Consider the following 16,798-nt stretch of genomic DNA (forward strand, 5'->3'; position numbering starts at 1 on the left):
TTTAATAAGAATGGTGTGTAAATAAAAGGGGTATCGAGGAAAAGAAATAAGAGTCATTCCGTTATTTAACATTGGGAATAATCTCTAAATTTTCATCAAAAAAGCGGTCGAAAATATGTTTTCGACCGCTTTTTTGGTACAACTACGCTATATCTGACTCAGTTTAAGACGCAAAGCATCGCATCTCTACAAGTAAAATTCACATAAAAATAATCACTCATTCACTTAATCTAAATTCACTAAATGAGTTTTGAATGCTATTGATAAATTACTTTTTTAGCAGAAAGTAAAGTATTTTTCATAAGCGAAACGATAGTCATTGGACCTACACCTTTTGGTACTGGCGTGATGAATGAGCATTTTGGCGCTACTTCATCAAATTTTACGTCACCTTTCAAGGCAAAACCACTTTTCTTTGAGCTATCTTCTACGCGAGTCAAACCTACGTCGATGATAACGGCACCTTCTTTTACGTAGTCAGCTGTGATAAATTCTGGACGACCCAATGCTGCAATCAAAATATCTGCTGAAGCACATACCTCAGCCAAATTTTTAGTTCTTGAGTGCGTAATGGTTACGGTACAGTTACCAATTTTAGTATTGCGTTGCATCAAAATCGTCATTGGTAATCCAACGATCTGACTACGACCCACTACTACACAATGTTTTCCTGCAGTTTCGATGTTGTAACGCTCCAACAAATCTAGAACGCCTTGAGGAGTTGCCGAAATATAAGCAGGCAAACCTTTCGCCATTCTACCAATATTGATTGGGTGGAAACCATCTACATCTTTTCTTGGGTCGATTGTTTCCATTACTTTGTCTGGATTGATATGGTCAGGAAGTGGAAGCTGAACAATCAAACCATCCATGTCATCATTTTGGTTGATTTTGCGAACCTCGTCCAAAAGCTCTTCCTCCGAAATTGTTGGGTCAAAACGCAACAAAGTAGATTTAAAGCCTAATTCTTCGCAAGATTTAACCTTATTGGCTACATAAGTTTCTGAAGCACCGTTGTTTCCAACGAGAATAGCAACCAAATGAGGAATTTTACCTCCTGATGCTTTGATAGCTTCAACTTCTGCACCAATTTCTTTTTTTATTTCGTCTGCTACGGCTTTACCGTCGATGATTTGCATGATTAGACTTGTGGGGGATGTTATCGAGTAAAATTTGAAAGCGCAAAAATACGGGATTGTTTGTCTATGGACAAATTTTATTTTTTGGTAAGCTTGTCAAAAAGCTGTTTTAAGCCAACACTTCCAATTTCTTCAATGAAAGTCATATTAGGGCGGAGCGACACGTTGGGCTTGTTGGGGTCGATAATATAAATCGGTACATTTTTGCCTACGCAGTCAATCAGTCCTGCTGCTGGATATACCTGCATGGACGTTCCAACAATAATGAGGATATCGGCCATGGCGGTCATTTCTGTAGCAATTTCAATCATTGGTACCGACTCGCCAAACCATACAATATGCGGACGAAGTTGAGATCCTTTTTTGCATTTGTCACCCAGTTTGATCGGTTTGGTACCTATATCATATACCATCGACGCCGAGACTGAACTTCTTGCTTTGGTCAATTCTCCGTGTAAATGGATAATATCATTGGAGCCAGCTCTTTCGTGAAGATTATCTACATTTTGGGTGATAATAGTCACGTCAAAATATTTTTCAAGATCTTTGAGAATGGTATGACCTTGATTAGGAACAACCTCTGCTAATTGGGCTCGACGCTGGTTATAAAACTCTAACACTAGCCCAGGGTTCTTTTGCCAACCTTGAGGCGTAGCTACCTCATCAATGGAATGATTTTCCCATAAGCCATTTGAATCTCTAAAGGTAGAAATACCACTTTCTGCAGAAATCCCAGCTCCTGTGAGCACGACGAGTTTCTTTTTTCTAGCCATTTTGCTTGATGATAAATTTAATGAATAAACAAAACAGCACAAAGTTAGAGTAAACTTTGTGCTGTTGTTGAGATTGGATTTGAAAAATCGCGATCTATTTTTTCTTTCCTTTCGGTGCTGGCGCTTCTTCACCTAGACGGATACAATCCTCTAGCGTTAAATCAGCAGCAACCATATCTTTTGGAATTTTTACGTTACGTTTTCCAATTTGGATATACGGTCCATATACTCCATTTACGACCTTAATAGTTTCGTTTTCAGGAAATTCTTTAATGTATTTGTTGGCTTCCTGATTACGTTTTGCCTGAATGATTTCAATGGCTCTTTCCAGAGTAATAGTCGTAAGTGAATCTGTTTTGGCAAGTGAGAAATATTTGCCTTCATGTTTTACATAAGGGCCAAATCGTCCTTTACCTGTCGTAACAGCACTACCTTCAAATTCCCCTAATGCATCGCCAGCATCTGCCAAACGCTTTGCTTGAATTAATTCAATCGCGCGAGCTTCTTCAATGGTGAATGGATCGTCAGTAGCTTCTAAACTTACATATTTATCATCATGCTTTACATAAGGGCCTAGTTTACCTGCACCAATAATAACGGGTTTATCTTCAAAGAAACCAACCTCACGAGGAAGTCTTGGTTTTTCGAACAATTCTAAAGCCTCTTCTAAAGTGATAGACGAAATCAATTTGTCTTTTGGTAAATTGACAAAAATTGGTTTTTCTTCATCTTTCGTATCTCCTAGCTGTACGTAAGGACCATATTTTCCTAGTCTTACAGAAATCGTTTTACCAGAATTCGGATCGATACCTAGCTCGCGAGTTGAGCCAGAAGAGCTTCTTTCTGCACTTTTACTTTCTTCAATGGTTTTATGGAATCCCTGATAAAAATTATCAATCATATCAGACCATCCCATTTTGCCATGAGCGATTTCGTCAAACTCATTTTCCATTTCGGCAGTAAACTTAAAGTCTACTACTTCGCTGAAATTATTGACTAAGAAATCATTCACAACCATACCCACAGAAGTAGGGAAGAGTTTACCTTTTTCGGTTCCATAGGTTTCTTTACCTTCTTTTTCCGAAATAGTTTCATTCTTCAAAACCATTTCTTTGAAAGTACGTTCTTTGCCAGGGCGATCTTCTTTAACTACGTACTCTCTTTTGATAATAGTCGAGATGGTAGGAGCGTAGGTAGAAGGACGACCAATACCTCTTTCTTCAAGGGCTTTTACTAAACTAGCTTCGGTATATCTTGCTGAAGGACGAGTAAATTTCTCCGTAGCCTTCATATTGTCCAGATTCAATATCTGACCAATATTTAGCGGAGGAAGCATTTTTGAATTTTCTTCATCTTCTTCTTCGTCGCTACTTTCAAGATATACGGCTAAGAAACCATCAAATTTGATAACTTCACCTTGTGCGATTAGTTCCTCTGAAGTACTCGAAATACCAATGGTTGCTGTAGTACGTTCAAGTTGAGCATCAGCCATTTGGGATGCGATAGAGCGTTTCCAGATTAACTCGTACAAGCGTTTTTCACGGAGGTCTGCACCAGCAGAAGTAACTGAGAAATCAGTCGGACGAATGGCTTCGTGCGCTTCTTGAGCAGATTCGTTTTTAGTTTTGTATTGGCGAGTTTGGACATACTGAGCACCAAACTGATCTGTAATCGCATTTTTAGCTTTTTCGATTGCTTCTTCCGAAAGGCTCGTTGAGTCGGTACGCATATACGAAATCTTACCAGCTTCGTACAACTTTTGCGCATACATCATAGTTGATGCTACTGAGTATCCCAACTTACGAGAAGCTTCCTGCTGAAGCGTTGACGTCGTAAAAGGAGGCGAAGGAGATTTTTTAGCAGGTTTGGTTTCGAGCGATTTAATTTTGAAAGTCGCCCCCAAACATTTTTCCAAGAATTCTTTAGCTGCACCCGCTGTTTCAAAATTTTTAGGAAGCTCAGCCTGTAAAATTTTATTTCCTTCTAATAAGAACTGCGCTACGATTTTGAAAGAAGACTTTGTTTTGAAGTTTTCGATTTCACGCTCACGCTCTACGATAATTCTTACAGCAACAGATTGTACACGACCAGCAGATAGACCTTTCTTTACTTTAGACCAAAGTACTGGCGAAAGCTCAAAACCAATCAGACGGTCGAGTAAACGACGTGCCTGTTGGGCGTTTACCAAGTCCATGTCAATAGTACGTGGATTTTGGATCGCATTTTGAATAGCCTTTTTTGTGATTTCACGGAAAACAATACGTTTTGTGTTATCTGCCAATCCAAGGGCTTCTTTCAAGTGCCATGAAATAGACTCTCCTTCACGGTCATCATCGGTTGCTAGCCACACCTCTTCAGATGATTTTGCTATGCTTTTTAATTCGTTGACAACCTTGATTTTATCAGGAGATACTTCATAAGTAGGTTTGAACCCATTTTCAATATCAATAGCCATTCCTTTATCTGGCAAATCACGCACATGACCAAAGGAAGATCTCACGGTGAAATCTTTTCCTAAGTAGCCTTCAATGGTTTTTGCTTTGGCAGGAGACTCTACTATTACTAAGTTTTTTGACATTAATTATTTTGATTGGTGGAGTAAACAACCGAAATCATTTACAGATTTTATTCGTTAAAGCACAAATCTATTGATACTAGTGCCCTCTTGGTTGATAAAAGGCCACTACCTTTTATATTTTGCCAAATATATAAACTTCATTTCAAAATGTAGTCCATTTTTTTGATAACAGTCATAAAATTGACGAATTCGCTTACTTATTTGCTATAAAAATGATGTATAAATAACTCAAAATTGATCATTTGTTTAAATAAACATCCAACAAACTCCATTTGTTTTGCTTTTATTGACCATAAAAAAAGCCTGAGTGTGTGCTCAGGCTTTTTTATATATGTTAGACTATTATTTCACCAACTTGATGTGTGATGGAGAGAATTTAGTCAAATTGATACCTTCTACTGCTTTCACATATTCTTCGATAGTTGGAGTTCTACCCAAAACTGTTGAAAGTACTACTACTGGAGTAGATGATAGCAAAGATTCACCTTTTTTACCTTCTGAATCTTCTACCACACGTCCTTGGAACAAACGTGTAGATGTTGCCATTACGGTATCACCTTTAGCGGCTTTTTCTTGGTTACCCATACAAAGGTTACAGCCAGGGCGCTCTAAGTACAACATTTTTTCGTAAGAAGTACGAGCTGCTGATTTTGGAGCATTGTCATCAAACTCAAAGCCTGAGTATTTCTGTAATACTTCCCAGTCACCTTCAGCTTTCAATTCATCTACGATATTGTAAGTTGGAGGAGCAACTACAAGAGGTGCTTGGAATTCCACTTTACCATTTTGAGCTTCGATGTTTTTCAACATTTGAGCCAAAATTTTCATATCGCCTTTGTGAACCATACAAGAACCGATGAAGCCAAGGTCAACTTTCTTGTCGCCACCGTAATAAGATAATGGTCTGATAGTATCGTGTGTATATCTTTTCGAAACGTCAGCGTTATTTACGTCTGGGTCAGCAATCATTGGCTCGGCAATTACATCCAAGTCAACTACCACCTCAGCGTAATATTTCGCATTAGCATCTGGTTTCAAGGCTGGTTTTTCACCAGATTGGATTTCTTCAATACGCTTATTCGCCTTGTCAATCAAACCTTGAAGTACTTGGTTTTTATTATCCATGCCTTTGTCAATCATGATTTGGATTCTGCTTTTCGCAATTTCCAATGATTCAATCAAAGTAGCATCTTCTGAAATACAGATTGAAGCTTTCGCTTTCATCTCGGCAGTCCAGTCGGTAAAGGTAAATGCTTGGTCAGCAGTCAATGTTCCGATGTGTACTTCAATTACTCTTCCTTGGAACACGTTTTCTCCACCATATTGTTGAAGCATTTGTGCTTGCGTAGCGTGCACTACGTCACGGAAGTCCATGTATTCTTTCATGCTACCTTTGAAAGTAACTTTTACAGAATCAGGAATTGGCATAGAAGCCTCACCCGTAGCCAATGCCAAAGCAACAGTACCTGAGTCAGCGCCAAATGCAACACCTTTTGACATACGTGTGTGTGAGTCACCACCGATGATGATCGCCCAATCGTCAACTGTAATATCATTCAATACTTTGTGAATTACGTCAGTCATTGAGTGATATACACCTTTAGGGTCACGAGCGGTAATCAAACCAAACTCGTTCATGAATTTCATCAATTTAGGAATGTTAGCTTGCGCTTTTTTATCCCAAACAGATGCTGTGTGACAACCAGACTGATAAGCACCATCTACAATCGTAGAGATCGTAGTAGCAGCCATTGACTCTAATTCTTGAGCCGTCATCAAACCAGTAGTATCTTGCGAACCTACGATGTTTACTGTAACACGTACGTCAGAACCAGCATGTAATGTCTTGCCTGGCGTTACACCTACTGCATTTCTGTTGAAGATTTTTTCAACAGCTGTCAATCCTTGACCTTCGATTGAAACTTCTTTAGAAGGAGCAAAAACTGGAGCGATAGCAATACCTAATAACTGAGAAGCAAAAGTTTGGATTTTCTTACCAAATACGATAGCATAAGAACCACCTGCTTTGATAAATTCCATTTTTTGCGGAGTGAATGATCTTGAAATATCAATCAACTCTTGGTCTCCATTATATAATTTTTTTGTTTTTGTATTGATTGTCAATACAGTTCCTGTCTCAACAGAATATACTTGCTCAAGAATTGGTTCGTTGTTTTCATCACGCACCACTTTACCGTCTGCATCTACTTTCTTTACCCAGTTTTTAAGGTCGATACCGATACCACCTGTTACGTCAACTGTAGTTAAGAAAATAGGAGAGATACCGTTAGTACCACCAACAATTGGAGCATAGTTAACAAATGGAACGTAAGGGCTTGCTTGTTTACCCGTCCAAAGAGCCACGTTGTTTACACCTGACATTCTTGAAGAACCTACACCCATTGTTCCTTTTTCAGCAATCAACATCACAGATTTGTCTGGGTGTTGCGCTTTCAATGCTTCGATTTCAGCCTGAGCTGCAGGAGAAATCATACATTTTCCGTGTAATTCACGGTCAGAACGAGAGTGAGCTTGGTTACCTGGAGAAAGTAAATCTGTTGAGATATCTCCTTCACCTGCGATAAACGTAACTACTTTGATTTCTTCAGGTACGTCTGGAAGTTTTGTGAAAAACTCTGCTTTTGCATAGCTTTCGATGATATCTTTGGCTGTTGTATTTCCGCTTTCAAATGCATCTTTCAAACGTTTCAAGTCAGCATCGTACAAGAAAACTTGTGTTTTCAATACTTCTCCTGCTTGCGTTGCAATGGCAGCATCATCTCCCAAAGCTAGGTCTAACAATACTTCGATTGATGGACCACCTTTCATGTGCGACAACAATTCGAAAGCAAATTGAGGAGTGATTTCTTCTACAACAGACTGACCAAGTATAATCTCTTTTAAAAACTTAGCCTTTACACCTGCTGCTGGAGTTGTTCCTGGCAATGTGTTATATATAAAAAACTGAAGTGAATCAGCACGGTGCTCGTTGCTCAAATCTTTGATTTGCTCAATGATTTCGCTTACCAATTCTGCACTATCAATTGGCTTAGGATGAAGTCCCTGTGTTTTTCTTTCCTCAATTTCCTTAAGGTAATCGTTATAAAAGTTCATATTGAATTATTTACAGTTATTATAGTATTAATCCGTGAGTAATTTTTGGTTAAATAAACCTTTTCTACAAAATAGACACTAGTTTTTTTGAGAAGAAGTTGTCCGACAAATTTATGAAATCGAAGTTCGATTTAAAAATTTTTTAGAGAATAGACGGTTTAGGTATATATTTTCTTGGATATATCTAATTTTTATTTGCTTTATTCATTAATTTTCATGGTAAACATTAGATTAGTCCTAAATTCGATTTAGTTGCTTCTCTTAGTGATTTTGGATGTTATTCAGAACGATAGTTATGATTATCCTCAGAAATAAAATTAATGCCACCTTGTCTTTGATAGATTTTGAATACCACCGTAAAATGAGAAGGATTTGAAATAGAAAAATCTAAAGTAGAAGTCAATGGGTTGAAAATAAGTGTATTGTGTTATATTTTGCTGGTTTTTTAAAAAGAGGCACACTATTCATTCAACTTTCTCAGACGTGAATGTTTTAGGTTTTATGCAAATAAGCAGAAGGAGATTCTCTAAAGATTCTTAACTTAGTAAGTAGAGAACCTTACTTGGTCTTTACTGATATTTAATTTTGAACTAGCACAACGAGAAGCTATATAAAATAAGCTGAAAATACACAGTATATTCTTTCCGAAAGGTGAATATGAGCTCAAAATGTACCTATTACGACCAACTACAGATGTAATATGTTTTTATTAATTTTTTGCATTTACGAAGAATGAAGTATGAAAAAATAGCATCCGTACTGTATTTTTACCTTAATCTAAAAAAAGATGATTCCCTAAATTCGTCATACATCCACAATTTAGAAGTTTTAGTAAGTTAGTGAGCAAAATAAAATTAAGATTGTTCTTTGGGCTTTCAGCGGTGGGCTTGGGGTAAAATGCATGTCTGTGGTCGTTAAAAACATTTTAACACTCTTTGCCTTGTGCCTGTTGCCTTGTCCCTAAAATAAAAAACTTAAATACGTTCATTCATAAGGTCATTTCAATTTATAAGAACCTAATAGCTCAGATGGGTGTTCTTTAATTAGCATCTATTGATAGTTTTGACATAATTCATTCTTTAAATCTAATATTCCAATAACTAATAACTAAATAAAATATCATGGCTTTTGACATAGAAATGATTAAGGCGGTTTACGAAAGAATGCCTGCACGTGTAGAGGCAGCTCGTAAATTAGTGGGAAGACCATTGACGTTAACCGAAAAGATTCTTTACTCTCACTTATGGGAAGGCACTCCAACTCAAACATTTGAAAGAGGTAAGTCGTATGTCGATTTTGCTCCTGACCGTGTTGCTATGCAAGATGCTACAGCACAAATGGCTCTTTTACAGTTTATGCAGGCTGGTCGTCCGAAAGTTGCGGTGCCTTCAACAGTACACTGTGATCACTTGATTGAAGCAAAAGTTTCGTCGGCGACAGATTTAGCAGTAGCAGTTGATAAAAATAAAGAAGTTTATGATTTTCTTTCTTCAGTTTCTGACAAATACGGTATCGGATTCTGGAAAGCTGGGGCAGGTATCATTCACCAAGTAGTAATCGAAAATTATGCATTCCCAGGGGGTATGATGATTGGTACAGACTCTCACACCGTAAATGCAGGTGGTTTGGGTATGATTGCCATTGGTGTAGGGGGTGCTGATGCTTGCGATGTAATGGCAGGTTTGGCATGGGAGTTGAAGTTTCCTAAACTTATCGGAGTAAAATTGACAGGAAAGCTTAACGGTTGGACTTCTGCAAAAGATGTAATCTTGAAAGTAGCGGGTATCCTTACGGTAAAAGGTGGTACGGGTGCTGTGGTTGAGTATTTTGGAGAAGGTGTTACATCAATGTCAGCAACAGGAAAAGGTACAATCGCGAACATGGGGGCTGAAATCGGTGCTACTACTTCTACATTTGGTTATGACGAATCAATGGCTCGTTATTTGGCAGCCACTGGTCGTGCAGATGTAGCAGAATTGGCAAATGGTATAAAAGAATATTTGACCGCTGACCCAGAAGTTTATGCTGATCCAGCTACCTATTTCGACCAAGTAATTGAAATTGATTTGGATACCTTAGAGCCACACTTAAATGGTCCATTTACTCCAGATTTGGCGACGCCTATTTCTCAAATGAAGGAATTGGCAGAGAAAAACGGTTGGCCAACCAAAGTAGAAGTAGGTTTGATTGGTTCATGTACTAACTCATCTTACGAAGATATTTCACGTGCGGCGTCTTTGGCGAAGCAAGTGGCAGCAAAAGGTTTAAAGACTAAAGCTGAATATACTATTACGCCAGGTTCTGAACAAGTGCGTTATACCATTGAGCGTGATGGTTTTATTGATACTTTTGAAAGCATTGGTGGTAAAGTATTCTCAAATGCTTGTGGTCCTTGTATTGGTCAATGGGCTCGTGCAGGTGCTGAGAAAGGTGAGAAAAACACTATTGTTCACTCATTCAACCGTAACTTTGCTAAGCGTGCAGACGGTAACCCAAATACTTATGCGTTTGTGGCTTCACCAGAATTAGTAACGGCATTGGCTATTGCAGGTGATTTGACATTTAACCCATTAACGGACTATTTGACAAACGAAGCTGGTGAGCAAGTGAAATTGGATCCTCCAAAAGGAGACGAATTGCCAACAAAAGGTTTTGCGGTAGAAGATGCTGGATACCAAGCTCCTGCTGAGGATGGTTCTTCGGTAGTTGTAAAAGTTTCTCCAACTTCTGACCGTTTGCAATTGTTAGAACCATTTACTCCTTGGGAAGGTACAGATTTGAAAGGCTTGAAATTGTTGATTAAGGCCAAAGGAAAATGTACTACTGACCATATCTCAATGGCTGGTCCTTGGTTGAAATATCGTGGTCACTTGGATAATATCTCTAACAATATGTTGATTGGTGCGTTGAATTATTTTAACGAGAAAACTGATAAGGTTAAAAACCAATTGACTGGCGAATACGGTCCAGTGCCTGCAACACAACGTGCTTACAAAGCCGCTGGTATTGGTTCTATCGTGGTAGGAGACCAAAACTATGGAGAAGGTTCATCTCGTGAGCACGCCGCTATGGAGCCTCGTCACTTGGGCGTTCGTGCAGTATTAGTAAAATCTTTTGCTCGTATTCACGAAACTAACTTAAAGAAACAAGGAATGTTAGCTTTGACTTTTGCTAATGAAGCCGACTACGACAAAATCCAAGAAAACGATTCTATAGATATCAACGGATTGGCAGATTTTGCACCAGGAAAACCATTGGAAATTGTCTTGAATCATGAGGATGGAAGTTCAGATACTATCGTGGCAAATCACTCGTACAACGACCAGCAAATTGAATGGTTTAAAGCTGGTGGAGCATTGAATATTATTCGTGCTAGCGTTGGTAAATAAGTATGAGAAATCTGCAATAGTTTAAAAACTTCTTAAACAAAACTCCCTATCGACCTTGGTGGATAGGGAGTTTTGCTTTTATAAAACCATCTTCAATTGTACGTCCTCTATGAATGCCGTAAAATTAGGGTTAAATTTATACAATTTTGTTAGCTCTTTCTTTTTTCTGTATGGTTTACAAATCTTTCTGTAGTATCTCGGATTTTTTTTGTCAATTGTGAAATTTTCAACTTTGATAAGCTCTTTATTAAGAGTTTCAAGGCAATTAACCTCTTTCGACGCAATTTGAGGTTTATTAGAATAATAGATAGGTAATAACCAGCACTCAATTGAGTCGATAGATATGGCAAAAATAATTTTATTGCCGTGGTTTTCTACAAGCTCATGACCAATCAACTCGATGAGTTTATTTTTGATTACCTCTAATTGTTCTTCAGAAGATAAATTTTGAAGAACAACTTTATATTTCTTGTTAAGATTTTCTTTCTTAAAAATATCAGCATCTATTTGAATAATGACAAAATCCATGTTCTCAACAGCCTGTTGAAATTGAGAAGATTCACAATATTCAAAAACCTTAACCCAGTTTCCAGCAGTAATAGCAAGATTTTCATCTGTTTCGTCTCTGGTTGGTTGTAATGGTTCAACTGATAAATCCTCATCATCAAGCAATCCATATAGAATATGTTCTATCACGATTTGATCCGTGATGCCCTCTGAGATTAATCCGATTGTAGACATAGGCGTCAGAATGATTTGGGTAGTCCTCCAAGATATCCTCTTAGAAATTGCTCTGATAGTCGAATAGGTGTTGAACCTTCAGGTAATTCTCTTTTTAAAACACGTTTTATCTTTGTATGTCCATTCATGTTCCTGAAAACAACCAGCAACCTTTGGTCTTCATCATTTAGATTTAAGCCGTCCAATATCGCAGGGTTATGTGTAGTGAAAATAACCTGTTTATCATATTTTTTGGCTAGTTTGACCAGAGTTTTAATTAATTCGCTACACAACTTTGGATTGAGAGAACTATCTATATTATCAATTGCAAAAAACTTTGGGGTATATTTGGATATGAATAAAGCAAAGTAAAAGAGAAGAAACAAAAAACCTTCATTAGCACTCCTTTGGTCAAATGATTCGAGACCCTCTTCCAAAAATCTGTCTTTAACACGAATACGTTTTTCCGTAAATTTTAAATCATTGGGAATCTCAAATCCATCAAACCAATCAATAAGATGAAGATTTTCAACAAGCTCTTGAAATTCATCTTTGTTTTCTACTTGCATGGTACTAATTAACTTAAACAGACCTTCTCCTTTGATTCCTAATGGTTCAATTTGAGATTCTTCTTCAAATTTTCGCAGAAAAGTATTTTCTGGAGCATATATCAAGAAGCTTTTGAGCCTTTCTCTTGTTTCTATTAAGGGTAATTGTCCTTGGATATCCTTTATTATATCATCAATAAGGAGCCATTTCTTATCATTAGAGTTGAAATTCTTTTTCTCTAAAGTGTCTTTTTGTAGTTTTAACACTAACTGTTCAAGCTGTTCAAGCGTATCTGGAGTTAATAATTCTTTATCATGTACTAAATTCCAATCCGAAAAAGGTTCATTTGAATGTTTTAACTCAAATGGAATTTTAGTTTCCTTTTCGTTGAAAGTAATTTTGATAGAATTATTTTCCTTCGCCATATCAAAACCACTTCTCATTGCGTTGGGTTCTGTCACTCTAATTCCTCTTGCTGAGAGAAATTCACGGCTTAATTCATGCGATGTAGACGCCGCTCCTAAGGCAATAGCTTCGAGGATATTACTTTTACCTGAACCATTTGCCCCAATGAGCACATTAACTCTCCCTATCTCTAAATTTAGTTTTGAGATAGATTTAAAGTTTTGTATTTCTATATTGTCAATCATCTAAATTCGAATAAAAGGATTTGAATCATCAAAAATACAATTGAAGTATGAATGTTAGATATGGTATTTCGATAAAATTTTTCACATCTTCAAAATGTATTTTTCCAGCCCATTTGCTTCTGAATTTGTTTAAGCTTCGCTTTGATCGTATCGCTGTCAACATATCCAGTATGACGTTCTGAGGCAACGAGGTTGATGCCACCTGTTAAATCGAGGTTTTCAGAAATGATTTTGTTTCTAAAAATCTTTGCTTTTTCTGGGGATTCGATTTTGTCTTTTAGGTAGTTAGCTAGCAAAGTTGCTAATTCTGTAAATATGTCATAAGCCGCCGAGTTGGTTTCTACAAAACCCATGACATAGATATTGTCATGTTTTGGATTAAATAGATTCATATATAATTGTGGACGATGGTCTTTCCAGCCAAAAAACTCCTCAGCAAAGGGAATAGCGTAATGATAGCCCGTTGCCAAAATTATTTCATCCACTTCAATAGAACTCCCATCTTTGAAATAGACTTTTTTCCCATCAAAATAATCAATGTCTGGTTTGATACCCAAATTGCCATGGGAGGTATGGTGCATGATTTGTGAGTTCATCAAAGGATGTGATTCAAACAATTCATGGTCGGGTTTGGGAAGTCCAAATTTGGTTTGGTCACCTACTACAATTTTTAGGAGTTTTTTAAAAATCCATTGATTGACTTTTAAGGGAAGTTTGGGGCCACCATGAGAAAATACATCTGATGGCACACCAAAAACGTGTTTCGGAATAAAATAATAGCCACGTCTCATACTCAAATAGGCTTCGTCAGCAAAACTAGCCGCTTCACAAGCAATATCTACTCCAGAGTTGCCACCTCCAACAACCAATACTCTTTTATTGAGAAACTCAGTAGACTTTTTGAAGGTATTTGAATGACGAATTATTCCTGAAAAGGTACCACGATATTGGGCAATATTGGGTTGCCAAAGCGTCCCATTGGCACAGATAAGTTCCTGATGAAAATAACTTTCACCTTGTGTCGTTGTCAACTTCCAACCGTCCTCGTATTTTTCTACTTTTTCAATTTTAGTATTGAAAATAATATGTTTTTCTAAATCAAAATGCTTGGCAAATGCCTGTATATAAGCGCATAACTGTTTGCGAGTAGGATAGTCGGGATAATCATCAGGCATAGGGAAATCAGGAAATCCTGAAAGGGTTTTTGATGAAATAAAATGCGCTGATTCGTACATTGGCGAACCTTCATTTTCGATATCCCATAAACCACCCGTATTGCGGTGCTTTTCATAAATAACAAATGGAAGCTGAGCATTGGCTAAGGCTCTTGCGATAGATAATCCAGAAGGACCTGCTCCGATAATGGCAATGGGCATTGTTTTCATAGCTGGCTAAGGTTTGATTAATTCATGAAATACTTGATAGTTTGAAAAATAGAGGTGAGGACAACGATAGATAAAACGATATACCTAAATACCGTTTCGGAAGTATATTGTAAAATTACTTTTCCGATATAACTTCCCAAAATACTGATGACGATTAGAAATGGAATTAACACCATGTATTGCCGATCAAAATAGCCGTTACTGACATAAACCAACGCCCGACTGCTATCTACTCCCAAATCAATTAGCGCGGAGGTGGCAATGAATATTTCTTTGGGAAGTTGAAATGCCGCTAAAGTGATACCTCTGATAGCACCGCCTGTGCCGACCAAACCTGCCAACAAGCCCGACATGATTCCTCCAAGATATAGGTTGCCATCGGTTTGTTTGAGGGTTTTATTGAAATTGTAAAGCAAATACAACGACAAGCCCACCAGCACAATATTCATTGCCAGCTCCATGGACTTTGTGGGTAAAAAGGTAGTCATCCACGCTCCAATCATCACAAATATCACCGCTGGAATACCTAATTTAAGGGCTATTTCTTTGTTGATGCCTTTTCGGAATAGAGTAATTTTTGAGATATTACTAAAAACATGAAATACTGCAGTGATACCTAGAACAGTCTTAAAATCAAAAAATAAGGAAGCTACAGGCACAAATAGGATGGAAGATCCAAAGCCTGAAACCGTACCAATGATTTCTGCAAATAATGCCAACAAGGCGAAGATATAGTATTTTTCAAGCACGATAGGGAATGGTGGGTTAGTATCGTCATAATTCGAAATGAAGATACCAAAATATCTGTGTGAATCACAATACGAAACTCACACAGATCTCTGATTTTTATCTGTTGAGATGTGTAAGATTCACAATTTTATGAATAACATCGTCCAATTCCTTAGTAGTCTGGTGAAGCTGGTTGATAAGCAGTGGGTTATAGGCTTTATCGTATTCAATAAGCTGGACTAATCCGAGGATATTGGCAACTGGTTTTCGCATTTCGTGGGATTGTTGCCAAGCGATTTTTTCAAGGGTTTCCACTTGATTTTCGAGTTTATTTTCATGCTCAATTCGCTTAGTGACATCTTGGATAATGGCTAAGATAAACGTTTCATCATTTACTTTAAAAGAATTGAGACTTACTTCTACAATTTTCTCGATACCATCCTTGGTGACAGCAGGAGTAAATCGACCAATACCCATTCGGTACATTTTGGGTGCTTGAATATATTGCTGCTGGTATTGAGCATGGTTTGTATGAAATCGCTTTGGGATTAGAATATTAATATCTTGGTCTAGAAGTTCCTTTGACTCATAATTGAAAATTTTCTCCGTTTCAGGGTTTACCAACTGTATTTTCATTTTCTTATCCACAATGACAATTGGGACAGGAGCCGTTTCAATAATTTTCCGAAAACGTTGTTCATTTTCTAAAATTGATAATTCCATTTTCTTTTTGGCACTGATATTGATAGCCACCAAACAGACACCTATGATCGTTTGATTTTTGTCATGAACAGGATACATTTTACTTAAAATCCAGATAGTCTCTCCATGTATATTATGAACACATATTTCGTCCTCTACTGTTTTTCCTGAAATAGCACTATTAAATTGGGTGTAAAAAGCATCTGTTTCTAGTGGGAACAAAAATTCCCTAAAATCGTCACCAAGGTTGATTTCTTTGCCTATGTTGCGGAGGATACTTTTCTTAAAATGGGTGTTGAATTGAATTATTTTAAAATTGCTATCAAGCAAGCAAATACTGTCGGAGATATTGTTGAGAAGGGATTCGTAGGTAGTTTTAAGATACTCGATGGCTAATTCTGCTTTTTTCTGCTCATCTATATTTTTCGCATAAATGGCAACACCAATTAGCTTTTTAGCATCGTCATAAACGGGGTTGGCCTTATACTCAAACCATAAATGTATTTCTCCAGTCGAAGTTTCTTTTTGTATAATAGTAGATTCACCTTGAATCGCGTTTTCAAATGCCGAAAAGTAGATATCCTTCAAGGGTTCCAACACAAAATCTCGGTAATCATCTCCTATGTGGATTTCTTTTCCAAAAAATATTTCTAGCGTTTTGACCATTGAGGTATTGCAGATTAATACCTTGTGGTCGGGCGCAATGAGTACAAAACTCTCTGCAACGCTGTTGATGGTGGCCGAGAGTATATCGATTGATAAATTATTTTTCATGTTGTGTCGCAGATAAAAATAATATCGGTAAGTTTCTAAGAAGAAATGTACCAGTTTTAACAAATAGTTTAGGTAATTATTCAGATTTATAAAGGGCAGTTCTATGGAAAAATCATCCAATTACTTTCTGAATTCAATGATGAAAAATACAATAATAAAATTTTGTTTTTATCTTTTTATGGGGTTGTGAAGCTAATATTTTACAAAATCAATTCAACACCCTTGATTCCCAATTGAATAATCTTATGAATTAATCTACATTTGCGGACATATTGATGCATATAAGTTTGGCAGTA

10 protein-coding genes are annotated in these 16,798 nt (G+C 37.2%); 1 reads left to right on the forward strand and 9 read right to left on the reverse strand.

Annotation, left to right across the window (positions count from 1 at the left end; all coding sequences use genetic code 11):
• Positions 1-257: 257 nt before the first annotated feature.
• From QM524_RS01110 to QM524_RS01125, 4 genes are all read right to left on the reverse strand, one after another.
• Entirely contained in the window at positions 258-1,139 is an 882-nt protein-coding gene (locus QM524_RS01110) for a bifunctional 5,10-methylenetetrahydrofolate dehydrogenase/5,10-methenyltetrahydrofolate cyclohydrolase (RefSeq protein WP_095167315.1), read from the reverse strand.
• Positions 1,140-1,216: 77 nt separating this feature from the next.
• Positions 1,217-1,912, reverse strand: coding sequence for an SIR2 family NAD-dependent protein deacylase (locus QM524_RS01115; protein ID WP_283343097.1), 696 nt, complete (start codon positions 1,910-1,912; stop codon positions 1,217-1,219).
• A 94-nt stretch (positions 1,913-2,006) separates the two neighbouring features.
• Complete coding sequence (gene topA / locus QM524_RS01120) at positions 2,007-4,490, reverse strand: type I DNA topoisomerase (protein WP_283343098.1); 2,484 nt, start codon at positions 4,488-4,490, stop codon at positions 2,007-2,009.
• Between the two features lie 342 nt (positions 4,491-4,832).
• Positions 4,833-7,604 (reverse strand): bifunctional aconitate hydratase 2/2-methylisocitrate dehydratase, encoded by a 2,772-nt coding sequence (locus tag QM524_RS01125; protein WP_283343099.1) that lies wholly within the window; start codon positions 7,602-7,604, stop codon positions 4,833-4,835.
• 1,121 nt (positions 7,605-8,725) lie between these two features.
• Here QM524_RS01125 and QM524_RS01130 point away from each other — a divergent pair.
• Positions 8,726-10,993, forward strand: coding sequence for an aconitate hydratase (locus QM524_RS01130; RefSeq protein ID WP_095167323.1), 2,268 nt, complete (start codon positions 8,726-8,728; stop codon positions 10,991-10,993).
• A gap of 78 nt (positions 10,994-11,071) precedes the next feature.
• On the opposite strand, the gene QM524_RS01135 is transcribed toward QM524_RS01130, so the two are convergent.
• The 5 genes from QM524_RS01135 to QM524_RS01155 form a co-directional block, all read right to left on the reverse strand.
• Positions 11,072-11,734, reverse strand: coding sequence for a hypothetical protein (locus QM524_RS01135; RefSeq protein ID WP_283343100.1), 663 nt, complete (start codon positions 11,732-11,734; stop codon positions 11,072-11,074).
• A 5-nt stretch (positions 11,735-11,739) separates the two neighbouring features.
• Positions 11,740-12,912, reverse strand: a complete 1,173-nt coding sequence (locus QM524_RS01140; protein WP_283343101.1) for an AAA family ATPase — start codon at positions 12,910-12,912, stop codon at positions 11,740-11,742.
• An 89-nt stretch (positions 12,913-13,001) separates the two neighbouring features.
• The gene (locus QM524_RS01145) at positions 13,002-14,297 is read right to left on the reverse strand and encodes a flavin-containing monooxygenase (RefSeq protein ID WP_283343102.1); all 1,296 of its coding nucleotides are present in this window, start codon (positions 14,295-14,297) and stop codon (positions 13,002-13,004) included.
• Between the two features lie 17 nt (positions 14,298-14,314).
• Complete coding sequence (locus tag QM524_RS01150) at positions 14,315-15,046, reverse strand: sulfite exporter TauE/SafE family protein (RefSeq protein ID WP_283343103.1); 732 nt, start codon at positions 15,044-15,046, stop codon at positions 14,315-14,317.
• A 97-nt stretch (positions 15,047-15,143) separates the two neighbouring features.
• Positions 15,144-16,502 carry a PAS domain S-box protein gene (locus tag QM524_RS01155; RefSeq protein WP_283343104.1) on the reverse strand — a complete coding sequence of 453 codons (1,359 nt, stop codon included), beginning with the start codon at positions 16,500-16,502 and terminating at the stop codon, positions 15,144-15,146.
• Positions 16,503-16,798 lie beyond the last annotated feature (296 nt).

Source organism: Flectobacillus roseus, assembly GCF_030056595.1.
GTDB classification, from domain to species: domain Bacteria; phylum Bacteroidota; class Bacteroidia; order Cytophagales; family Spirosomataceae; genus Flectobacillus; species Flectobacillus roseus.